19 protein-coding genes and 2 rRNA genes are annotated in these 22,778 nt (G+C 54.6%); 16 read left to right on the top strand and 5 right to left on the bottom strand.

The genetic code is table 11. From position 1 onward, the window contains the following. The 3 genes from HMPREF9156_RS0100005 to HMPREF9156_RS0100015 all read left to right on the top strand — a co-directional run. Nucleotides 1-398, top strand: a 23S ribosomal RNA gene (locus tag HMPREF9156_RS0100005); the annotation flags it as partial. A 116-nt stretch (nt 399-514) separates the two neighbouring features. After that, nucleotides 515-631 (top strand): 5S ribosomal RNA (gene rrf, locus HMPREF9156_RS0100010). A gap of 128 nt (nt 632-759) precedes the next feature. Continuing rightward, nucleotides 760-2,361: an MDR family MFS transporter gene (locus HMPREF9156_RS0100015; protein WP_007148193.1), complete on the top strand. Its 1,602-nt coding sequence runs from the start codon at nt 760-762 to the stop codon at nt 2,359-2,361. Here the strand turns inward: HMPREF9156_RS0100015 and HMPREF9156_RS0100020 are convergent. Then, nucleotides 2,345-2,716 (bottom strand): phage holin family protein, encoded by a 372-nt coding sequence (locus tag HMPREF9156_RS0100020; protein WP_007148194.1) that lies wholly within the window; start codon nt 2,714-2,716, stop codon nt 2,345-2,347. The genes HMPREF9156_RS0100015 and HMPREF9156_RS0100020 overlap by 17 nt on opposite strands. A 264-nt stretch (nt 2,717-2,980) precedes the next feature. Between HMPREF9156_RS0100020 and HMPREF9156_RS0100025 the strand changes: the two genes are divergently transcribed. The 3 genes from HMPREF9156_RS0100025 (at nt 2,981) to HMPREF9156_RS0100035 (ending at nt 6,455) form a co-directional block, all read left to right on the top strand. Then, entirely contained in the window at nt 2,981-3,523 is a 543-nt protein-coding gene (locus tag HMPREF9156_RS0100025; RefSeq protein WP_007148195.1) for a fluoride efflux transporter FluC, read from the top strand. Continuing rightward, nucleotides 3,523-3,921, top strand: coding sequence for a fluoride efflux transporter FluC (locus HMPREF9156_RS0100030; RefSeq protein ID WP_017147319.1), 399 nt, complete (start codon nt 3,523-3,525; stop codon nt 3,919-3,921). The genes HMPREF9156_RS0100025 and HMPREF9156_RS0100030 overlap by 1 nt, the downstream gene beginning before the upstream one ends. 152 nt (nt 3,922-4,073) lie before the next feature. Then, complete coding sequence (locus HMPREF9156_RS0100035) at nt 4,074-6,455, top strand: acyltransferase family protein (RefSeq protein ID WP_007148197.1); 2,382 nt, start codon at nt 4,074-4,076, stop codon at nt 6,453-6,455. A 103-nt stretch (nt 6,456-6,558) separates the two neighbouring features. Here the strand turns inward: HMPREF9156_RS0100035 and HMPREF9156_RS0100040 are convergent, their stop codons facing one another. Continuing rightward, a complete protein-coding gene (locus tag HMPREF9156_RS0100040; RefSeq protein WP_231198109.1) occupies nt 6,559-7,008 on the bottom strand; it encodes a DUF4235 domain-containing protein in 450 nt (149 codons plus the stop codon). 276 nt (nt 7,009-7,284) lie between these two features. On the opposite strand from HMPREF9156_RS0100040, the gene HMPREF9156_RS0100045 reads away from it, so the two are divergent. The 7 genes from HMPREF9156_RS0100045 to HMPREF9156_RS07135 all read left to right on the top strand — a co-directional run bounded on the left by HMPREF9156_RS0100045 (nt 7,285) and on the right by HMPREF9156_RS07135 (nt 14,063). Beyond that, a complete protein-coding gene (locus HMPREF9156_RS0100045) occupies nt 7,285-7,977 on the top strand; it encodes a histidine phosphatase family protein (RefSeq protein ID WP_007148199.1) in 693 nt (230 codons plus the stop codon). A gap of 195 nt (nt 7,978-8,172) precedes the next feature. After that, a complete protein-coding gene (gene dnaK, locus HMPREF9156_RS0100050; RefSeq protein ID WP_007148200.1) occupies nt 8,173-10,071 on the top strand; it encodes a molecular chaperone DnaK in 1,899 nt (632 codons plus the stop codon). Continuing rightward, on the top strand, nt 10,071-10,799 hold the full coding sequence (gene grpE / locus HMPREF9156_RS0100055; RefSeq protein WP_007148201.1) for a nucleotide exchange factor GrpE: 729 nt from the start codon (nt 10,071-10,073) through the stop codon (nt 10,797-10,799). The genes dnaK and grpE overlap by 1 nt, the downstream gene beginning before the upstream one ends. Nucleotides 10,800-10,825: 26 nt before the next feature. Continuing rightward, nucleotides 10,826-11,911 carry a DnaJ C-terminal domain-containing protein gene (locus HMPREF9156_RS0100060; RefSeq protein ID WP_007148202.1) on the top strand — a complete coding sequence of 362 codons (1,086 nt, stop codon included), beginning with the start codon at nt 10,826-10,828 and terminating at the stop codon, nt 11,909-11,911. 61 nt (nt 11,912-11,972) lie between these two features. After that, nucleotides 11,973-12,566, top strand: coding sequence for a heat shock protein transcriptional repressor HspR (locus tag HMPREF9156_RS0100065; protein WP_007148203.1), 594 nt, complete (start codon nt 11,973-11,975; stop codon nt 12,564-12,566). Between the two features lie 284 nt (nt 12,567-12,850). After that, entirely contained in the window at nt 12,851-13,624 is a 774-nt protein-coding gene (locus HMPREF9156_RS0100070) for a (S)-acetoin forming diacetyl reductase (RefSeq protein ID WP_007148204.1), read from the top strand. Nucleotides 13,625-13,808: 184 nt separating this feature from the next. Continuing rightward, a complete protein-coding gene (locus HMPREF9156_RS07135) occupies nt 13,809-14,063 on the top strand; it encodes a hypothetical protein (RefSeq protein WP_155998890.1) in 255 nt (84 codons plus the stop codon). A gap of 155 nt (nt 14,064-14,218) precedes the next feature. Here the strand turns inward: HMPREF9156_RS07135 and HMPREF9156_RS0100080 are convergent, their stop codons facing one another. Genes HMPREF9156_RS0100080 through HMPREF9156_RS0100090 form a run of 3 tightly spaced genes read right to left on the bottom strand, consistent with a single transcriptional unit; the run spans nt 14,219 to nt 18,418 of the window. After that, complete coding sequence (locus HMPREF9156_RS0100080) at nt 14,219-14,902, bottom strand: hypothetical protein (RefSeq protein WP_007148205.1); 684 nt, start codon at nt 14,900-14,902, stop codon at nt 14,219-14,221. Then, nucleotides 14,892-16,160 (bottom strand): NUDIX hydrolase, encoded by a 1,269-nt coding sequence (locus HMPREF9156_RS0100085; RefSeq protein WP_007148206.1) that lies wholly within the window; start codon nt 16,158-16,160, stop codon nt 14,892-14,894. Before HMPREF9156_RS0100085 ends, HMPREF9156_RS0100080 begins: the two co-directional genes overlap by 11 nt. Nucleotides 16,161-16,168: 8 nt before the next feature. Then, the gene (locus HMPREF9156_RS0100090; RefSeq protein WP_007148207.1) at nt 16,169-18,418 is read right to left on the bottom strand and encodes an RNA degradosome polyphosphate kinase; all 2,250 of its coding nucleotides are present in this window, start codon (nt 18,416-18,418) and stop codon (nt 16,169-16,171) included. Between the two features lie 187 nt (nt 18,419-18,605). On the opposite strand from HMPREF9156_RS0100090, the gene HMPREF9156_RS0100100 reads away from it, so the two are divergent. From HMPREF9156_RS0100100 to HMPREF9156_RS0100110, 3 genes are all read left to right on the top strand, one after another. Next, entirely contained in the window at nt 18,606-19,982 is a 1,377-nt protein-coding gene (locus tag HMPREF9156_RS0100100) for a dipeptidase (protein ID WP_007148208.1), read from the top strand. A 385-nt stretch (nt 19,983-20,367) separates the two neighbouring features. Then, nucleotides 20,368-21,663 carry a CpaE-like family protein gene (locus tag HMPREF9156_RS06975; RefSeq protein ID WP_017147322.1) on the top strand — a complete coding sequence of 432 codons (1,296 nt, stop codon included), beginning with the start codon at nt 20,368-20,370 and terminating at the stop codon, nt 21,661-21,663. Beyond that, nucleotides 21,663-22,766 (top strand): CpaF family protein, encoded by a 1,104-nt coding sequence (locus tag HMPREF9156_RS0100110; RefSeq protein WP_007148210.1) that lies wholly within the window; start codon nt 21,663-21,665, stop codon nt 22,764-22,766. The genes HMPREF9156_RS06975 and HMPREF9156_RS0100110 overlap by 1 nt, the downstream gene beginning before the upstream one ends. The last annotated feature ends 12 nt before the right edge of the window (nt 22,767-22,778 follow it).

The raw sequence follows: 22,778 nt of genomic DNA on the forward strand, positions 1-22,778 counted from the left end.
CGGCTCGTCGCATCCTGGGGCTGGAGCAGGTCCCAAGGGTTTGGCTGTTCGCCAATTAAAGCGGCACGCGAGCTGGGTTCAGAACGTCGTGAGACAGTTTGGTCTCTATCCTCTGCGCTCGTTGGAATCTTGAGGAGCCCTGCCCATAGTACGAGAGGACCTGGGTGGACGAACCTCTGGTATGCCAGTTGTCACGCCCGTGGCACTGCTGGTTAGCTACGTTCGGATAGGATAACCGCTGAAAGCATCTAAGCGGGAAGCCTTCTCCAAGATAAGGATTCCCCCACACCCTAGAGTGTGAAGAGTCCCCCCACCAGACCATGGGGTTAATAGGCCAGACGTGGACACATGGCAACATGCGCAGCTGACTGGTACTAACGGACAACAGCACCAACCCGTACACACACACGCAAACCAACCCTACCAATAGCAACACACAAGACCAACACACTAATCACCCGCGTCTACTATCCGGTCGCCAACCCACCACCAACAACACAACAGAATATAGTTTTGTGGCGGTCACAGCCCAGGAGAAACGCCCGGCACCATCCCGAACCCGGAAGCTAAGCCCTGGCACGGCAATGATACTCCACCCGACAGGGTGCGGGAAAGTAGCACACCGCCACCACAACACATACAACAAAGGCTCTATCCCTTATCTCCAACAGATAACGGACAGAGCCTTTTCTTTATCTGACCGGGAGTACCCATAGCTGGAGGCCCGGCACATATACGATACGCGATGGAAGAGGCATAATGCAGACAGACAGCACCAAAAGATCAATGAAGGCCGGCGAAGAGCACCTGTCCTCAGCTGAAGAGGATAATACACGGCAGCACAATACCTCAGAAAACCCTGACCGCAAGGTCTACCCGGCTGTCACTCCGCCGCCTGAAAAGATACCGGGCAGGCTTATTGCGTCCATCATATCTGTCGGAATGGTCTCTTTTATAGGCATCCTCGTTGAAACGCTGACAAGCGTACTTTTCCCGGTCATTATGGCAGAATTCAGGGTTGGCACATCTACAGTCCAATGGCTGACCACAGGCTATCTTCTCGTCGTTTCGCTTATCGTCCCGCTGTCATCTTATATAAAACGGAAATTCAAACTTCGCACTGTTTTCCTTACTGCAGTGACACTATGCATAATCGGGTGCATCGTTGCAGCATGTTCGGCCAGTTTCCCCATGCTCCTTGCCGCGCGTATTTTACAGGGCCTGGGGACGGGGCTTGCAATGCCGCTTATGTTCAATATTATCCTTGAGCAGTCGCCGCGCTCCCATGTAGGGCAGATCATGGGGGTTGGCGGGCTGGTCCTTTCCGTTGCCCCTGCGCTTGGCCCGGCTGTTGGAGGGCTTGTCGGGACTTACATGCCGTGGCGCCTTATTTTCGTGATCCTTATCCCTTTCCTGGCTATCCCTCTGATAACCGGGTATCTGTCTATCCGCCAGGTTTCCCGGCCTGAAGCGGCACAGTTTACTGTCCTTCAGGCAGCAGCTCTGATGGTTTCCTTTGTAACGTTTATTTTTGCTGTAAATAAAGGCGGGCAGGCGGCAGTCGCTGTCAGCAGCCATACACCGGGTGCTGCTGCGGATGGCATAGCTGCAGCAGCCCTGCTGGCTGTATCAATTGCTGCGGCAGGGATATTCGCATGGATGTCACGGCGTTCATTCTCTCCGCTTATACGGCTTGGGGTGTTCCGCAGCATCACATTCCGATGGGCCCTTGCTGCCTACATCCTTATGCAGATATGCCAGATAAGCTTCGGCTATGTTATCCCCAACTCAGCACAGCTCGGATTTGGGGCGTCTGCATTAGTCGGCGGCTTCCTGATCCTTCCGGGGGCGCTTTTTGGGGCTTTCCTGGCGCCATGGGCCGGGTCCCTGCTTGATAAATACGGTCCGAAACGGCCTGTACTATCCGCCATGGTCCTGACATTTGCTGGGGTCCTTCTGTTTATGGTATTCATAACTCCGGGGTCGCCGGTGTATCTTCTTGGGATTTTCTATTTCGTATTTATGATGGGATACTCTATGAGTTTTGCGAATTTCATGACCTGCGCCTTGAATACCCTTGATCCTGAGTTCAAAGCTGACGGCAACGCAGTTTTTAATTCGTTCAATCAGCTGGCAGGGGCGCTCGGCACAACACTGATGTCAGCGCTGGTAAGTATTTCGCAGGCAGGCCTAGCCCTTGGGACGCAGCGGTACCAGGCTGCTACGGTCCGCGGCAGCCATTGGTGCTATATAGTGATGGTTGCCGCGATTGGGTGTTCTATTGTATGCCTTATCCGTGCTTTCTCCGGACGCCGGGAGTCCCGCAGCCAGAAGGGAGCGAGGCTCAGACAAGATCGCTGACGACAGAGTTCAGTATCCCGGAAATAACTGATAGTATCACGGCGCCAAGTGCTCCCCACCAGAAATTCGATATCGTGATGCCTACGCCGAATACGTTCAGTGCCAGCATAGATGCTAATCCGAACAGTGCTATGTTGATAAGCAGCGCAGCTATGCCGAAACTGACGACCGTTACAGGGATGGCAAGTACCTGGATAACAGGTTTTATTGAAGCGTTGATCAGTGCCATAAAAAGGGCGAATGCTGCATACGCCAGGAACCTGTTCCCGCCTACTGCCTGGATACCGGGAAGGAGCCAGCACATGATCCCGCAGGCGATAGTTATAACAAACCAGTTGATCAGGAATCTCTTCATGATTACAAGTATAGGAGTTATTATGCATCTGCGTACCCGCCCTTACCATATCTGCCCATTCCGGCAGGCTGGTTTTGCGGAGTTGTTTTGGCAGCAGCGGGATTGCGTATAGGCGGGCTGCGGAAAAGCAGGAGCTGGCCAGCGGCAGCAGGGCTGTCAGGGGCTGCGGAGGCTGGTGTGATGATGGAAGGGTACGATAGGCAAGGAATAAAGAATAGGGAGTAAGGACTGTTGGGATTATTGATATAGGACAGGAAGGCGCGAATGGGTACAGAACACTATAAGGGTCCGCAAAATACTCCACCCGGGGCACATAGTGCAGAAACAGATCCCGGATCTGCAGCGGCGGATCCGCTGAAAGACTGGACGCTATATGCTGCAGTATTTATAGGGGGCTGTGTAGGGACAGGGCTGCGGTATACATTATCTGCGGTTTTTCCCTATCTGCCATCCTCCGCGCATGGCTGGCAGGCGGATTTCCATCCCGGCACGCTGTGCGCCAATCTGCTGGCCTGTCTCCTGTATGCAGGACTGTCCGCTTTCTTTAGCCGCAGGCATGCGATAAAGACACATAATGGGGCTGTTGCCGACCGTGCGCTGGGGACGGGCCTGTGCGGAGGATTGTCGACTATGTCGACACTGGCATTTGAAGGGTTTTCCGCCCTTCACGCGGAAGATATAGGCGGTTTCGCAGCTTATATGGCTGCCACTTTTATCTTGGGGATTGCGAGTGCGTGCCTGGGGGCGTACTGCGGGAAGAAAGTCTGCGGGCATATCGGCAGCAGTGAGGGGAAACGTGAATGGTGATGGCTGCATCTGAGTTCTGCGCTGTGTGCATATGCGGAGGGATAGGGGCGGTATGCCGTTTTGCGCTTGATGGTGCGGTCAGGCGCTTATGGAAACACAGTTTTCCCCTGTCAACTTTTATTATCAATGCCCTTGCTTCTTTTGCTATCGGGATTATTGCCGGTATTGCTGCGCATCCTCGGATGTACGGTTTCCTGCCTCCTGCTGCCGATCCTGCCGCAGCGCGCATGATAATAGCTACGGGCTTTCTCGGAGGATTTTCAACGTTTTCAACGGCTGTCAACGAAACTGTCTCCCTCGCACGCTGTAAAAAATACGGCACATGTATAGGGTATTTTTTCAGCATAGCCACTGTGCCTGTCCTATGTGTAGCATTAGGGTATTTTATTGTGAAGTGAGCCGCAGCCTGCGTACTGGCAGATAAAATACAGGCATACGGGGTACGGGACTGTCCTGACGACACGCATGCAGATGGTTGTACCCGTTAACTATTAGATTTCATATATGATATACGGTATTGTAAGGTCATAATTGCGGATAAAAGGCTAGCATGAAAAGAAATTACGCGCTTGACGGGATCAAGGGAGTGGGCATTATTGCGGTGCTCCTTTACCACTTTTTCGCGCATACTTTTCCCGGCGGATTTATTGGTGTTGAGATATTTTTTACTATTGCTGGGTTCCTTACCTCGGTTTCGCTCCTGAAGGGTTTTGCGCTTCGGGCAGCATTTAAAAACAACATCAGGATAGGATCTGCGAGGCAGCGGGCGGAGGGACAGCAGCCGGCTGGCTTCCGCAGGTTTCCCGGCGCGCTTGCGGATTTTTACGGCAGGCGCCTTATCCGTCTTGTGCCGGCTTTGCTGTTCATGGTTCCGGCAGTTATTACTGCTGCATGGTTTATCAATAAAGATGCCCTTGTGGGTATTGGCAGGCGTGTGGTTGCCGTTTTTACATTTACCTATAATTATTATGAGATATTCAGCGGCGGGAGTTATTTTGACCAGACAGTCCCTCAGCTGCTGGAACCTTTATGGTTTGTTTCCCTCTGCATACAGTTTTACCTGATTATCCCTCTGTTTATTGCACTGGCTGTCGGCATAGCGCACCTTTTTGCGCCGATGGGGACACAGGGCATATTCTCTGATGCGCGGGGAGCAGACGGACGGAGGAAGCATAAAGGTGCGAATGCGCAGGGCGGGAACAGGAGGCTGCGGTCCCAGTTTGCCAAGTCGCTGTACGGATACAGTAAATATGCGGCATGGATAAGAGCTGTGGGGAAAACAGGTTTTATCCTTTCTTCCGCTGCAGCATGCATAAGTGCGTTTTTGATGGGGATCCTTTTTGGAGGAGGCTGGGGCAGCCCTACCCGCGTATATTTTGGGTTTGATACGCATTGTTTCGGTTTATTCACTGGGGCGGCTTTTGCTTTTGCCCTTCTGTGGTCGTATGGCGGAAAACTCCGCGGGCAGATAGAGCAGGCATTCCTGGAAAGTACCCGTACTCCGCGCAGGAAAGTCCTTGAGTCCCTTGCGGAAAAAATGGATATATCGCATCTTGCTGACAGCCAGGCTGAAGGCCCATTACTGACGCGCGTGATGCTGCCTGTACTTTCCTTTGTATCGCTGATAGCAGTTATCGCAGCAGCATATACCCTCCGCGATAAAGATTATGCTTTTTATGGTGCCCTGTTTGCAGCAAGTATCCTGACAGTGATAATGCTGTGGGGGACGCTTTCGGAGCGTTCATGGATGCGGCCTTTGTTTGCGTGGAGGCCATTAAGGCTTGCAGGGCAGTATTCCTATGGGCTTTATATCTGGCATTGGCCTCTTCTTATTCTCGCACAGCTTTCACTGCCTGGGCTCCGCGGGAAGTACCAGTGGGTTTTCGTACTTGTTTCTTTCTCCCTGACCCTTGTTATGGCATATGTAAGCGCACATTATGTGGAAAAGCCTGCATCGCGCATATATGCGGCCTTTATTTCGCGTATCCCAGGAGCTGGGCCTGCAGAGTCATCACAGCCATCTGCTGGACGTTGCGGTATGGAGGGGGCGGGTACTGCTGATGGTACCGATGAGGCTGCTGATGGTGATAAAAAGGGTGATATAAGTGCTGTAACCGCCGGGCGCATCTCAGGTATGGGGACTGCTGTACGGCGGAAACCGGCTGTGAACAGGGCAGTTATCTGCTTTATCCTTGTGGCTTTGTGGACAGGATGCGGTTTCGTGATCGCTTATGCACCCGCACAGACATCAATACAAAACCAGCTGGAGGCACAGGCTGCAATCCTGAAGGATAGCGGGAAAGCCGGCGGCCCTGCTTCTCAGGATGTCCGCAGGGCCCCAGCCCCTGAACCGTCCCCATCGCATCAGACGTCTGCCCCTGCTGAAGCGCAGCCTTCAGGACCATCTTCCACTCCTGCGCAGCAGCCTGTGATGCCTGCTGGAACTGAAATGACTGCCATAGGGGATTCGGTGATGCTCGGGTCAGCAACTGCTGTGCAGCAGAGGTTCCCCGGGATAATCATTGATGCGAAGGTGTCGCGCTTCCTCCATGAAGGGCCCGGTGTTATTACCTCTTTGAAGGCGAAAGGACTGTTGCGCAAATACATTGTTATCGGGCTGAGCACTAACGGCGCAGGTACGCCGCAGCAGTGGGAAAATATCTATAATGCTGCAGGGCCGGGGCATGTTTTCCTGGTGGTCAATGCCCATATGGACCGCGCGTGGGCTGCTGCCGCCAATCAGAATGTGCGGGACTTTGTAAGCCGGCATCCTCAGGATGCGCTTATGGTCAACTGGGATGCGGCTGCTGCGGCTCACCCCGGGCTTCTGGCAAGCGATGGGATACATGCTGCTTCTTCGGAAGGCGGAAGCCTGTACGCCCAGACTATTTATGATTCCCTCTTGGAATGGCTGCAGGCCCGCGGCAAGTAAGCTGAGCAAAGTAAGCAACTTGGGCTGGCAGCAGCGGTCGTGCTGCACTGCAGACCGCGAGGCTGTGCGGTTCCGCTGCGTTTGCTTCCCGGGTCGGAACGGCCTATCTGCTGCGTTTATCCTGACGGTGCGCTACGAGTTTTTCTGACCCTTTTGTACTCAGCGTTGATGTGAGGGCCCCTAATGCACCTGTAATAGCAGCAAACAGCATGCCGAGGAGGACTCCCTGGCTTGCCTCTTCGCCGGTAGGCATATCTGCATTATCTTCAAGGCTGTCAGAAATGTCAGACGGATCCTGTTTTTTTGCGAACCGCCCCCTATGGAAAATTGCGTCCCAGACGATAGCTATGCCTTTGCTTACTACGAAACCTGCGATTGCAGGCAGGACCCATTTAATGAGCTTATCGGAAAAACTGTCCGGATCAGACTCAATTTTTTCGCGCTGGCCGGTGACAGTTTTATCGACCTTTGCAAGGGCTGAAAAAAGCCCGTCTTTCTTATCGCCGGCCTGCCCGTCGCTGCTGCGCGTATCAATGCTGTTCGTAGTGCTCATATAAGCATTATCGCACGCCTCCATGAGAACTCAAAATATGCATGATGCGGGCTGGGTGTGTGCAGCGGATAAAACCTGCAGCCCCGCGCAGGCAGCAGCGGCTGAGCGTGTGCACTGCCGCAGGGGTGCGGCCCCACGGCTGACAGACGTTGGTAGCAGTGGTATATTACTATAGAAGGGCACAGTATAGCGGGCTGTGCCGGCATATACCGGTTATAGCTATGCCGGTTATGGCTGTGAGAAAGTACCCGGCAATGAAGCATGAGGTGAGATGTTATGGTACAGGGTGTATTACGGGGCAGGCTGGTCCTGCTGCGGCATGGGCAGACTGTATGGAGCGAAACGGGGCAGTACACGGGACGTACTGATATCCCGCTGACGCAGACAGGCTGTATACAGGCGAAGGATGCAGGCAAGAGGATCCGGGAGTTTTTGGCTGGCCCGGGCGCAGGTGCCTCTGCTGCTTTCCATGTCTATGTATCGCCGCTTAAGCGGGCGCAGGATACAGCGCAGCTTGCCGGCCTTGGGGAATATACTGTTGACGACGGCCTTGCCGAATTCGATTACGGCCCTGCTGAGGGGCGGACCCGTTCCCAGGTGGCGAAGGCTATTGGTGAGAAAACGTGGAACATATGGGACCGCGGCCCTCTTACCCTCCCTTCTGCGCTTCAGGGGATAAGGCATGAGATGCTGCCGGAGTATGGCGAGATAACTATCAATAACGGTGTCGGGGAGTCTGTCGAAATGGCAGCTGCGCGTACCCGGCAGGTCATACAGCGGGCAGTTACCGCGCTTGAGGCAGGCGAAGACGTTATATGCGTGGCGCATGCGCATATCCTGCGCATCCTGGCGACGCAGTGGCTTGGCCTTCAGCCTGAAGCAGCCCGCATGTTCGAACTGGGGACAGCCCGTTTCTGTGTGCTGTCGTGGCATCATGAGGACCGCGTCATATCCGGCTGGAATCTGTAGGGCGCTTTGCCGGATTTCTCGCTAATGCCGGTTTTTATCAATAATTTTTGAAATATTTGCGAATCGCCGGAATATAACTTGACAAAACAAAGTTGAGTTGTGTAGGCTCAAGTTTAGAGTTGAGTTGATAAGGCTCAACTTTATAGAGCACAAGCATAACAGAAAACTTACATATACACATAGTGGAGGATAATAATGGGACGTGCAGTAGGTATTGATTTAGGGACGACTAACTCCTGCATTGCAACTCTGGAAGGCGGACAGCCTACAGTTATCGTGAATGCGGAAGGTATGCGCACAACGCCGTCAGTAGTGGCGTTCAGCAAATCCGGCGAGATACTGGTCGGTGAAGTAGCGAAGCGCCAGGCAGTGACGAACGTAGACCGTACGATCTCTTCCGTAAAGCGCCACATGGGCACAGACTGGTCGGTAGATATTGACGGCAAGAAGTGGACGCCGCAGGAAGTATCCGCCCAGATCCTGATGAAGCTTAAAAGGGATGCAGAGGCTTATCTCGGTGAGCCCGTTACCGATGCAGTGATCACCTGCCCTGCATACTTTAATGATGCACAGCGCCAGGCTACAAAAGATGCCGGTACGATCGCAGGGCTGAACGTACTGCGTATTATCAATGAGCCGACAGCTGCTGCTCTGGCATACGGCCTCGAAAAAGGCAAGGAAGATGAACGCATCCTGGTCTTTGACCTTGGCGGCGGTACATTCGATGTCTCCCTGCTGGAAATCGGCAAGGATGAAGACGGATTCTCCACCATCCAGGTGCAGGCGACCAACGGCGACAACCACCTCGGCGGTGACGACTGGGACCAGGCAATCATCAACTGGCTTGTCCGCGAAGTTAAGAATAAGTACAACGTGGACCTCTCCAAAGACAAGATCGCGCTGCAGCGTCTGAAGGAAGCGGCAGAGCAGGCTAAGAAAGAGCTGAGCTCCTCGACTTCCACAAATATCTCCATGCAGTATCTTGCTATGACCCCTGACGGAACACCGGTCCATCTTGACGAGCAGCTTACACGCGCGCGTTTTGAAGAAATGACAGCAGACCTGCTTGACAGGTGCCGTGAACCTTTCAACGCTGTCCTGCGTGATTCTGGCGTATCCGTTTCCCAGATCGACCATATCGTCCTGGTCGGCGGGTCTACCCGTATGCCGGCAGTCCAGGAGCTTGTCAAGGAACTCACCGGAGGCAAAGAACCGAATAAGACTGTGAACCCTGATGAAGTCGTGGCTGTTGGTGCTGCTGTGCAGTCAGGCGTTATCAAGGGGGACCGCTCCGACGTCCTGCTTATTGATGTGACACCGCTGAGCCTCGGTATTGAGACCAAGGGCGGGATCATGACCAAGCTGATCGACAGGAATACCGCTATCCCGACCAAGCGCTCGGAAGTCTTCTCTACGGCAGAGGATAACCAGCCAAGCGTGCTGATCCAGGTATATCAGGGCGAGCGCGAATTCGCCCGCGACAACAAGCCGCTGGGTACATTCGAGCTGACAGGGATCGCCCCTGCACCCCGCGGTGTACCTCAGATCGAGGTTACGTTCGATATCGATGCAAACGGTATTGTGCACGTATCCGCTAAGGATAAGGGGACGGGCAAGGAACAGTCCATGACCATTACCGGCGGTTCAGGCCTGCCGAAGGATGAAATCGACCGCATGGTCAAGGAAGCGGAATCACACGAAGCCGAAGACAAAAAGCGCCGTGAAGATGCTGAGACCCGCAACCAGGCAGAATCCTTCGCCTATCAGACCGAAAAGCTTGTTTCAGACAACAAGGACAAGCTCTCCGATGACACCGCCAAGGAAGTTACCGATAAGGTCAACGCACTGAAAGAAGCGCTTAAAGGCGATGACATTGAAGCTGTTAAAAGCGCGCAGAGTGAGCTTATGGCTTCTGCCCAGAAGATCGGGCAGCAGCTATACAGCCAGCAGTCGGCAGACCAGGCCCAGGCCGCAGGCGGAACCGGTGCATCCGGTACAGGTTCTTCGGCAGCAGGCAGCGATTCCGGGAGCAACGGCTCTGATGATGACGTCGTTGATGCTGAAGTTGTGGACGATGATAAGGATAACAAATAATGTCTGAGTTCAGCAAGGAAGATTACCTCGCCGGCATGGAAGATGCGGACAGGCTCGCCAGCAGCGGCGGGCCTGTGCCCCCGGGCCGTGATGGAGATACTCCATTTGCAGATGCTGATCCGGCACAGGTCCCATCTTCGGCCTCAGGCGAAGGAAACAGTATACAGGGGCAGGAAGGCGAAGGCAGCCACCATGCAGATGAGAGCCGGGACAGCAAGGATAGTGATACCCTTACTCCGCTTGGCCAGGCTAAGAAAGAGGCTGCAGACTATCTGGAAGCCCTTCAGCGGGAACGGGCGGAGTTCATCAACTTCCGCAACCGGGCCCAAAAAGAGCAGGACCGGTATCGCCAGCACGGCATCATTGATGTGCTGACAGCGCTGCTGCCCGCACTGGACGACATAGACCGTATACGCACCCATGGTGAGATGGATGATTCCTTCAAAGCTGTGGCAGCGAAAATAGACAGCACGTTTGCAAAATTCGGTGTTGAAAAATATGGTGCAGCCGGTGAGGATTTTGATCCGTCGCGATATGATGCGGTCCTGCGTAAACCTGACGTCGGGGCGGACCATGAAGTAATCGATACTGTTGTTGAGGCAGGATACCGTATCAACGACCGCATTATCCGTGCAGCCAGGGCAGTAGTGGCCGTTCCGGCCGAAGATGATCAGGAAACTGATACAGGGACTGGATCAGGCAGTGCCGGCTCTGACAGGGCAGACTGACAGCCGGGGATGGAAAGGGGGACGATATGGCAGAAAATGAATGGCTGAACAAAGATTTCTATGCGACACTGGGCGTATCGAAAGATGCATCCCAGGAAGAGATCACTAAAGCATATCGTAAACTTGCACGCAAGTACCATCCGGATCTGAACAAGACTACAGAGGCTGAAGACAAGTTCAAAAACATTTCTGAAGCCTATGATGTCCTCAATAACAGCGAACAGCGGAAACGGTATGATGCCATACGGCAGTTCGGCATGGGCGGGGCGCGGTTTGCCGGCGGGTCCGGCGCCGGAGGCACTTACAGCAGTGCAGATTTCTCCGACCTTTTCGGATCCATGTTCAGCGGTGCTTCAGGCCAGGGGGCTCAGAATATCCGCTTCTCGACGTCAGGTGCAGGCGCGGAAGGCATAGATATCAACGATATACTTGGGATGATGAATGGTATGGGCGGGTCCGGCGCCGGCAGTACTGCCAGCCCCTTTGGGCGGCGGTCTGCTGCCGGTAACGGCAACCCCTTCGCACCCCGTGAGGGTGCCCATGAGCCGGTTAAAGGCGGAAATAAGAATGCCTCCATCACCCTGAGTTTCAGGCAGGCCGTTAACGGCGCCACAGTATCCCTGGGGTCTCTGGGCAATAAGTTCAAAGCCCACATACCGGCCGGCGTCAGGGATGGGCAGAAGATCCGTGTGGCAGGGAAAGGCAAAGCCGGGCAGTTCGGCGGCGCTAACGGGGATCTGTATATTGCCGTTACAGTCAGGCCCGACCCTGTTTTTACCAGTGACGGGCAGGATCTTCGCATGGTGCTTCCCGTTACGTATGAAGAATCAGTCCTCGGTACTTCAGTTACTGTGCATGATTTTAAGGGTGACAGTGTGGAAATTACTGTGCCGGCGGGCTCGGATTCTGGAACAGAGATACGTGTCCCGGGAAGGGGCATCCATACGAAAAAGGGTACAGGGGATCTGGTTGCAGTCACCAGTATCCGTGTCCCTAAGAAAATCAGTAAGGCGCAGGAAAAAGCTGTGGCAGATCTCAGCGAGGCCATGGAAGATTTCGATAATACTGTGAGCGAAAGCAGGCTTGATAAAGGCAGCAGTAAACATAGATAATTGATAAAGGATACTGCGGATAACGATCACAGCAGAGCAAGCAAAGGATAAAGGTGGGACTATGGGAAACCGATTGACGGCACGTGACCGCGAAGCATATACTGCATACGCATTTGGCCTTATTTCAGGGGCGTTCGACATTATAGGCGCCGAAGATGAGGGTTTTGATGTCAACAAGCCTGTATTTACCGTAGGCCAGACTGCAGAACTGGTGGGTATACATCCGCAGACCCTGCGGCAGTATGACAGGCTTGCGCTCATAGTCCCTCAGCGCACAGCGGGCGGCGCGCGGCGGTACAGCCTGCGCGATATCAATAAGCTGGTCCTTACCCAGCATCTGGTGATCGAAGAGTCTATCAACCTGTCCGGGGTGTCGCGCATCCTTCGCCTTATGGAGGAAAACCGGCAGCTGCGCAGGCAGATCCGGTATCTGAAAAAGGCGAAGGATCTGCGCATGTTTGCTGCAGGTGCTAATGGGAATGTTACAGAAGTATTCGGCGATGACAGCCCTGCAGGGCAAATGAAGCGTGAACTCGCGCGCCGCCGCCGCGCCCTGCGTATGGCGCGTGCCCGCGGGCGCCTGCTCCCTCCCGGGCAATATTCGCGTATCCAGCTGCGTATTACTGCCCACACAGAAGGGCCCGATGAGGATTAGCTGCCGAGTGTAATACTTATTTACATAGCGAAGGCATCTATATAGCGAAGGCCTGTCAGATGCATATCAAAAGTATCAGAAGAAGGTTAAGGGGTATTTCTCGCCGAGGGGCCGCATCGATAGTTGCGTGCTGCGAGTATCATTTTACAGTATCTGGCTTGCGCAGGGATGCACAGGTGCAGATATGGAACCGAGGAAGGCCCGGAGGCAGGCAGTTTAGGCTGGTCCATGACGGATCTATGGCCTGCGGGCGCATATCCTTATAAAGTTACGAAAGGAAAAGTATGGCTAAAAAAGTAGCAATGGTCACAGGCGGTGCCCAGGGGATTGGCGAAGCTATTGCACGCCGGCTATCGCAGGACGGTTTCGCGGTAGCAGTTGCAGACCTCAACTTTGAAGGCGCCCAGAAGCTCGCAGATGAGCTGAATGCAGACGGCGGTGAAGCTGTAGCAGTCAAGCTTGATGTTTCGGATTCGTCAGCGGTTGATGCTGCGGTTGATGAAGTAGCTGAGCGTTTCGGTGATTTTAATGTTATCGTCAACAACGCAGGCCTCGCACCGACTACCCCTGTAGGGACAGTTGACCAGGACCTTTTTGACACAGTGATGCATGTTAATGTTGCAGGCACCATGTGGGGCGTCCAGGCAGCTACGCGCAAGTTCCGTGAGCTTGGGCATGCGGGCAAGATCATCAACGCAACATCACAGGCGGGTGTTGTAGGCAACCCTAACCTCATGCTGTACTGCTCAACAAAATTCGCTATCCGCGGTATTACCCAGGTAGCGGCACGCGAGCTGGCTTCCGAAGGCATACTTGTCAATGCATATGCTCCGGGGATCGTTAAAACACCTATGATGATGGATATTGCACATCAGGTTGCAGTGAATGCCGGGAAGGACGATGAGTGGGGTATGGGCACATTCTCCAAGGATATTGCCCTTGGGCGCCTGTCGGAGCCGTCAGACGTGGCAGCAGCCGTGTCGTTCCTCGCCGGGCCTGATTCCGATTATATTACCGGCCAGACCATTGAAGTTGACGGCGGGATGCAGTTCCACTGATAGCACTGGCCATGCAGTGATCAGTTAGAATGGTCCATTCAGGTAGGGGCTGTGGAGGCTGCCGGGTTTTGCCCGGCAGCCTTTTTACATGCCGGTGTATTGTATATTTTGCTTTGCACGGCTACAAATATGCGGATATAGCCCGGTGCAGCCCGGTTACGCTGCAGATAGATCTTCACTGCTGGTGGTAAAACATGCAGATATAAAATCAAAATTGTGGAAAACCGCCGCAATGGTTTTTATATCTGCATGTTTTACCACCACGGGCCGTGGTGCGGATAGCCTGCATGGAGTAATAAAGAGGATACCGAGGGCTGAAAGGCGCCTGCATGAAAAAGCCGCTGCCATAATCCGGGGAAAAGAGACTGCAGGCACCGGAATCAGGGCTGCTGTAAGAATACGATATATGAAACAGAGATATAAAAACGCTGAACTGTGAAAGCGCCTGTCGGCGCGCAGGCCGCTCGCAGCGGCAAAAAATGAAGCCCGGGGCTTAAACACAGTTCAGCGCGCTATCCATAATACGCTATATCCGCGTCGCTTTTCCTGTGTGTCTTATTTTTGCTCAGCACAGCACAGCACGTCATAGGAAAATCAGTACAGCGAACCGTCACGCCACAATTGTGCACCGTGCCTGAAAGATGCAGCAGTTGATGCGAGTTTGCGGGAAGTGGACAGGGGAGCCGGCTGTACTGCCCGTTTGGCGAGAGCCCTGCTGATGACTTCACAGAATGCTGCTGCCCGTTCCAGTGCTACAGCGAAATCCCCGGTAAAAGCACCGGCGAGTATGGAGTCTGCAGTGCGCGCAATATCGTCTGCGCTCGGGGATACGTCAACCCCGGCAATTGCTGAGGCCGAAGTCTCCACGGGCTCGCCTTCACGCCAGAGATGCGAAATGGCCGAGGTATTCCGGCGCATCCACAGGCGCATGACGTATAGCCGCCACAGTATCCCGGGAAGGGAATCCGGTGCGGCCTTGCTCCATAATTCTGCAATCAGGTCAAGGCCTTCGGCCTCAACCAGTGTGAGCACACGGTCAACCGTTTCGGGGTCCTGGGTATGGTGTATGCGGTCCAGAAGCACTGCAGCAGTAGTATGGCTGAGCTCGCTGATCTCCTGCGGATCAGCGCCGCCGTCCAGCTGTCCGATAAGCGCAGGATCCAGCTGGGCAGGCCGTGCATAGCGCGAATCACCCGACCGGTAGGCCGCGAAGCCCGACCCGGCTGCGCGGACGGAGGGGTTCCCTGGGGTAGACAGGCTGGAAGCATCAGTAGACAAGCGGAGCCACCTTTTGGATATCTATTATTATCGGATCGTCACCGCTATTTTCGCCTGGAGCAAGTGTGACTGCAAGCATGTTCCCTGCAGGCATATAAGGGCTGCCGCCTGGTAGCTCATCGGCCAGACGTCTGGTGGCGCACAGGCTCCTCATCCGCTTCAGCATACCGCCAATCACGGGTCTGTGCATGCAGACAGCACTGTTATGGGGATTGTGCGGATCGATACAGCTGCGCATAACAGCCAGGAAATCCCGCCACGATGCCTCTTCATCGTCGGCAAATGCGGCTTCTGTCTGTGTGCTGAGGGTACGGACTGGCATATGCGCCTCATATGAATAGCTGGACACTGTTTCCATACACCGCCGCCAGGGGGATGAGAACAGTCCATCTGGTGCAAAGCATGCAATCTCGCGGTTAAGCGCATATGCTGCCGCAGCTCCGCGAGGGGTCAGAGGGCGCATAGGCTCCTCGCCTTTCCATGATTTCCTGTTTTCTGCCTTGCCGTGGCGGACCATCAGCACAGTCTGGGCACGAAGGAGGCCTGATCCGGCCGCAGACTGGAATAAGTCAATAAGATGGCGGTCCCCACTATGGGTAAGGAGTTTCCTGGCCTTGTCCAGGCTGACCCATCTGAGCCCGCCGATTTCATGAGGGTCTGGCCCGCTGACCGCACCGAAAACCTGCGGCCGTACTTCAGCAGAAGGGCTTGCAGCCGCCTGGGCCGCCCAGTAGAAAACGTGCTTCACAGGCACTGTACCAGCTTTTTTCGATGTGCGCTGTTTGTTGCCAGCAGGTATCGCGGCTTTTTTACCTTCATCAGCAAGCGGATAGCTTATATGGCCGAGGAACATCCCAAGCCGGACCGGCAGCCCTGTCTCTTCCTGTATCTCGCGGACCGCGCAATGGAAAACAGATTCATTGCCCTCCAGTTTGCCTTTCGGCCAGCTCCAGTCATCATATTTCGGACGGTAAATAATACAGACTTCAACAGCGCTGTCAGCATCATTTTCAGTATCAGCGGGAGCGGTATTGTCAGAATAGGCGTTGCCGGGACGTGTAGTGCCGGGGTGAATGCTGATTAGGTTGGGATGGATGTTGCCGGCGCTGACATCAGTATCATCCATGCTGGCATGCTGCCGGCGGGTATACCTCCAGACGATCCCTCCACCGGCGAGCACAATGTTTCCCCTGTTGCCATACCTGGCATGCTGGGCGTAGCCTTCCTTGATGATATGGCTGAAGCTGGAAAGATACATACGCAAGGTTAGTGGCTGGCCCTGGGGGAGCGCGAATGCCGTGCAATCAGAAGGCTCTGGGAATCCGTGAGAGCATTGCCGTTGCTGTCAGCAGAATGTCGGACATAGTCGCCATCAGGCTGCATATGCCACGAATTTGTGCTTTCTGACATCTGCAGGTCAATGTAGTCGATAAGCTGCTGGATCTGAGTAGCATCAGTGATGCGGACCAGAGCCTCAACACGGCGGTCAAGATTGCGGTGCATCAGATCTGCCGAACCGATCCATACTTCCGGCCCTGCAGTAGGGCCTTCGCCGATCTGCGGCCCTTGTGAATTGGCGAAAGCAAAAATACGGCTATGTTCCAGGAACCGGCCCAGGACTGAATGGACATGGATATTCTCGCTCAGCCCTTTTCTTCCGGGTTTCAGGGCACAGATACCGCGTTCAACGATATCGATCTTTACCCCGGCCTGGCTTGCACGGTACAAAGCATCAATGCAGCGTTCATCAACAAGGGAATTGACCTTGATCTTGATCCACGCCTCTTTGCCGCTGCGCGCCGCCTGCTCCTCGCGCTGGATGCGCTCAATAAGCCCTGAGCGTACTGTACGCGGGGCTACGAGGAGGCGGTGGAAACTGGAATTTGGCGCGTAGCCGGAAAGCTGGTTGAACAGGCGGGTCATATCCTGCCCGACCACCGGGTCACAGGTCAGCAGGCCCAGGTCAGTGTATAGCCGCGCAGTTTTCGGGTTATAGTTTCCGGTGCCGATATGGCAGTAACGCCGCAGCCCGTTATCTTCAGAACGGACGACGAGCAGGAGCTTGCTGTGCGTTTTCAGTCCCACGATGCCATAAACTACGTGGACACCCGCACGCTCAAGCTTCCGCGCCCACTGGATGTTGGCCTGCTCATCAAAACGGGCCTTGATCTCAACAAGTGCCAGCACCTGTTTGCCCGCATGTGCTGCATCGATCAGCGCATCAATGATAGGCGAATTGCCGGAGGTACGGTAAAGTGTCTGCTTGATCGCCAGGACCTTTGGGTCGGCGGCGGCCTGCTCAAGGAATGCCTGCACTGATGTTGAGAACGAATCGTACGGATGGTGGAGAAGGATATCATGCTCGCGAATCGCAGCGAAAATATCCTGCTCATGGCTTGACTCCACCTCTGCGATCTGCCGGTTAGTCGTAGGGACGAAATTCGGGTATTTCAGATCCGGACGGTCGATATCATGCAGCTCAAAAAGCGCTGTCATATCAAGAGGTTCAGGAAGGCGGTAAACTTCATCCTCGGAGACCCGAAGCTGCGATATCAGCAGATGGGACAGCTGGCCTGACATGGCATCGCTCAGCTCAAGGCGGATCGGGGGGCCGAAACGGCGGCGCAGAAGTTCCCTTTCCATGGCATTAAGGAGGTTCTCCGCGTCGTCCTCCTCCACATCGATATCTTCATTACGGGTCACGCGGAAAGAATGGGCCTCTTTGATGATCATCCCCGGGAACAGCGCGTCAATATGGGCGAGGACAAGGTCTTCGAGAGGGATGAAACCATGGCGTTCCCTACCGCTGTCTGAATCGAGGCTGTCAGACAGATCATCAACAGGGTACAGTCGGGGAAGGTTGTCCGGTATTTTGACGCGTGCGAAATGGGTCCGCCCTGATGTGGCGTTTTCCACGAGGACAGCAAGATTCAGGGATTTGCCCGAGATGTAGGGGAAGGGGTGCGCCGGATCTACGGCAAGTGGTGTCAGTACGGGAAAGATCAGCCGCCGGTATACCTTGGAAAGGCGTTCCTGCTCGTCAAGGGTCAGATCATTCCATTTCATGATAATGATGTTCTCATCCTTCAAAGCGGGCACCAGCTCGTTGCGGAAGCAGGAAGCATGCTCTTCCTGGAGCTTGTGGGCCTGTTCGCTGATCTCATGCAGCTGCCTGCGCGGGCTCATGCCGCTGGCGCTGGGGACTGCGATACCCGAGTCGATGCGGCGTTTAAGCCCCGCCACACGCACCATAAAGAATTCATCGAGATTGCTGGCAAAGATCGCCTCAAAATTTGTGCGCTCAAGCAAAGGCAGTGTTGGATCCTGTGCCAGCTGCAAAACACGTTTATTGAATTTCAGCCAGCTGATCTCACGGTCAAAAAACCGGTCTTTGGGCAGGCTCCTGTACTGCGAAGCCAGAGCAGTATTTTTCTCCGCCTTTTCGATTTCTGCAATATGCTCCGCGATCTGGCTGCGGAGGACTTCTTTACTGGGTCCCGTAAACTTCTGTGACATACTTCAATTGTACGGAAAAACCTGCCAAAGGGAAGCTGATATATCAGACAGCGTTACGGCTTCTGCTGCTTCCGGCTTCCATACGTGCTGCATGCTGCAGCCCCGTGTTTTCAGTAAAAGTACTGCGGCATTGTTACATTGATAGCTGACACGGATTGGGATACAGTAACGTGCATATGGAGGAATTATGGCTATGGACCGTGACCGCATCCGGGCTGCCGCTGAGGCCGGCATGGATGATATTATCAGCTTCCTTAACAGGAAAATTGCAATGCGTGCAATTTCTGCGCAGGGTGTGGATTCACAGGCTATGAAGGACGACGCGCAGTTCGTTGCCGATGCCATGGAGACTGCAGGCGTAAAGGCGGACGTCGTCCAGTCGCAGAACCCTGATGGGACCCCGGGCGCATGGGAAGTCATCGGTTCAAAAACTGTTGACCCGTCAGCACCGACCGTCCTGCTTTATGCTCATCATGATGTGCAGCCTGCGCCTGATGATGACGGTGTGTGGGAGACTGACCCCTTTACCGGTACGGTTAAGGGCGACCGCCTGTATGGCCGGGGATCCTCTGATGACGGCGCGGGAATTGCTATCCATCTTGGGGCGCTGAAGATCCTTGGCGAAGGGCTCGGCGTGAATGTCAAGCTGTTTATTGAGGGCGAAGAGGAGATGGGATCCAACAGTTTTATCCCCTTTGTCAGATCGCATCCTGAAGATTTCGATGCCGACATCATGATCGTTGCTGACTCGGGCAACTGGTCTGACACTGTGCCAAGCCTGACGACATCGCTTCGCGGGAATGCTGCAATTGATGTTACGGTAAAAGTGCTTGAGCATCCCCGCCATTCCGGTGTCTTTGGTGGCCCTGTCCTTGATGCCAATACTGCTGCAGCACTGCTTATCAGCACTATGTATGGCCCCAGTGGGGAGCTTGCTGTCCCGGGGGTTGAATCGCAGGAAGTAGTTGGCGGGCTGCAGGAAGATATAGATGAGGCGCAGTGGCGCCAGGATGCTGCCGTGCTGCCGTCCGTGAAACTTGCGGGGACAGGCTCGCTGGCTTCACGTGTATGGGTCAAGCCCAGCGTGACTGTGATAGGCTTTGATGCCCATCCCGTAGAAGGGTCCTTCAATGTTATGGCCCCCAGCACGCGGTTCCGCCTGTCTATGCGTACGGCACCAAGCCAGGACCCTGTTGAGGCGCAGAAGGCTTTGGGCCGGTTCCTTGTGGAGCATGCGCCGTTCGGCAGCGAAGTAACATGGGAAGCTGTTGATGCCGGCCAGGGCTGGGCAATGGATGCAGGATCCGCAGCATGCACGTATGCGCAGCAGGCGCTTGCAGATGCGTTTGAGGCAGAGCCTGTGAACCAGGGGCAGGGCGGGTCTATCCCCTTCATCCCCGAATTCCTCAGGCTTTTCCCGGAGTGCCAAGTCCTGGTAACGGGGCCGGAGGACCCGCAGTCCAATGCGCACAGCCCCAATGAATCACAGTCGATCTCCGCATTAAGGAAGTCTATTATCGCAGAAGTATTTATGCTGCGGGATTTTGCTTCCCTGAATATCTGAATATTCTGAGTATATAGAGTATGGGCATGTATTAGGCGGTAAAATACGGGAATAAAAAAAGCCAGCTCCGAAGAGCTGGCTTTACAAGCTAACAATGAGTGGAAATCTCGCACAACATCCTCGTCATGGCGGTAAGTCTCATATAATCCGCCCAACCTTTGACCTTATGTGATCTAGCTTTTGTGGGCTTCCACTGTTCTGTTTTGCTTGTACTTTTATTATGCATCATAAAGGTAAAAAAGAAAAATCGAAACACCGAATCTTCACAATTAATTTTGCCTTTTGGCGGAGGGCCTGAGTGTGGAAAACCTGCGGCTTTCGGCATATTTAACCACACTGGTATGTATGGTTTTGTGCCCGTATAGTTTTCCGGTTCAATAACAGTATGGTCCAGCTGAATCCGGAATACAGGGCAACGGCACCCGCGGCCTCTTCCGCGGCTTCGCCTATGCCTTCGTCCTCACCCTTAACTGCATCTTCACCTGTATCTTTTCCCGCGCCGCTGAAGATGCCGGCGACCAGACAGCAGTTCGCCGGCCCGGATACCGGTGCTGCGGGAAACGGCGGGGCTGCAGGGGGACATGACGATAGGCAGTATTACATGCCCGCATCAGCGCTGGGCAGGCGGACCCGTGATATGGACCATGCAGCTTCTGCCGGCAGATTCGGCAGGGAAGCATATGACGGAGCCCGTATTTACCTTTTTTCTTCCAGCTCCGGAGGATGCGGGACGACTGCTACAGCAGCCATGTTTGCATACCATCTTACGCAGGAAGGGCAGCGTGTGGTGCTGCTTGACCTGGATCTCTCCCGGGGCGGTATGGATATCCTTCTGGGGCTGGAACAGGATGAGGGGCTGCGCTGGTCCGGTATTGATGCCCCGCTTGGCATGATCGACGGACCGGCGCTTATACGGGAAATGCTGCAGTGGGACGGATGCCCTGTACTCAGCGCTGATACCTGGTGTGCTGCCCCGCATCAATGGTGGGAGATATCTGCCGTTATATCAGCTGTGTGTACACAGGCGGATTCAGTCATATGCGACTGCAGCACTAATACCGCTATTATACGGGGGCTTCAAGCTTACTGCGGCGGTACCGGCACATCATCTTCACAGGCACAGGACTGGCTCCATATCTGGGAGGCAGTAGGCAACAGGAAAAACGTGTCTGTAGTCTTCCTCGCAGAACTGACTGTCTTGGGGCTTATCCGTGCTAAAACTGCTGTTGACAGGTTTTCTGCGCATACATATGCTTTACAGCCTGATATTATTGGAGTCAGTCCGGGGATCGGGAAAACGGCAAGAAGAGGGATGTTTTCTGCGGGCAGGACTTCGGGCGTGCGGGGCGCTGTTTCTGTTGAGCAGGCCAGCAGCCTTTTACGGTCTGATGTGCTGGGGCCACTGCACAGGATCAGGACGGTAGATATCAGCATACGGGAAGGCAGGGGGATAGAAGATATCCCCGGAGCGTACCGCCCTATTTTTGAGGCACTCTCCAGAAAGACACTGCAGCATTGGTATCCGGATACCGGCAGCAGGGGTGATTCGGACGGCCATACAGACGGAAGCACTGACGATGATGTGGCCGGCAGCCGATATAGCCCGGATCCTGGTAGTGTACCCGGCGTGAGTAGAGCTGACGGCAGCGGGTGTAGTCCCGCACAGGGAGGCAGGAAGTAATGGCATTGCTTTTAGGGCCTCTCGAATTGATTGCGGCAGAACCGCATGTTACGGATATAGCCGTCACAAGTGACGGAAGGGTCTGGGCTGACAATGGCGATGGGATGCATGAAAGGTTTGTAGACTCGGGTTTGAAGTCGCCGCAGGTTATGCGTGATTTTGCGGTCAGGCTGTGTGCGCAGCTGGGCAGGAGGCTTGACGATTCCTGCCCTATCGCTGATGCTTCCACCCCTGACGGAGTGCGTATCCATGCTGTTATAGCACCGATCGTTTCCCAAGGGGCGGCAATCTCAATAAGGCTCCCGGACCTGTCCCGTGCAACGCTTGATGATTTATGCGCCAATGGTACTTGCCCCAGGCAGTGGGAAGGCCTTTTACAGGGGTTTGTTGAAACACGGTCCACTATCCTTATCAGCGGCGGTACGGGGTCAGGGAAAACCACGCTGCTCAAAGCCCTTCTCGGGTACTGCGGCGAGGGTGAACGGATCGTTACAGTTGAAGAGATCCGCGAACTTGGGTCAGTACCGCATAAACACTGCGAATCGCTTGTAGTCCGTGAGCCAAACATCGAAGGGGCAGGGGCAGTGACTTTGGAAGACCTTGTGAAAGCGACGGTACGCATGCGGCCTGACCGTATTGTTCTCGGGGAATGCCGCGGGGAGGAGATCTCTGATCTGCTGCGTGCTTTCAACTCGGGGCATCGGGGAGGTATGGTCACTATCCATGCTGACAGTATTGACCGTATCCCGGCCAGGTTTTCAGCCCTGGGCCTGCTCGCCGGCATACAGCCGCAGGCTACGGCGCTTATGGCCCAGGATGCGTTTGACTGCATTATCCATATGTCGCGCGTCAAAGGGAAGAGGTTCATATCCCAGATAGGATATTGCTGTGTTGACGGCAGGGATAATCTTGAAGGCCGTGTAATGGCGCGATGGGACGGGAAGGGCGAGCCGTGGTACAGCTCAGGGTGGGGGCCGTGGGCATCCCGGCGGGCCGGCACAGGGGTCGGCAATATACAGTGTGATACCGGCTGCCAGCTCATGGACTGCACAACTGTGCTGCCGGCTGTCCGGCGCAGTATTGTGGGGATGGAGGGGATATGAGCGCAGAAGGGT

Source organism: Scardovia wiggsiae F0424 (genome assembly GCF_000269605.1).
In the GTDB taxonomy this organism is placed as follows: domain Bacteria; phylum Actinomycetota; class Actinomycetes; order Actinomycetales; family Bifidobacteriaceae; genus Scardovia; species Scardovia wiggsiae.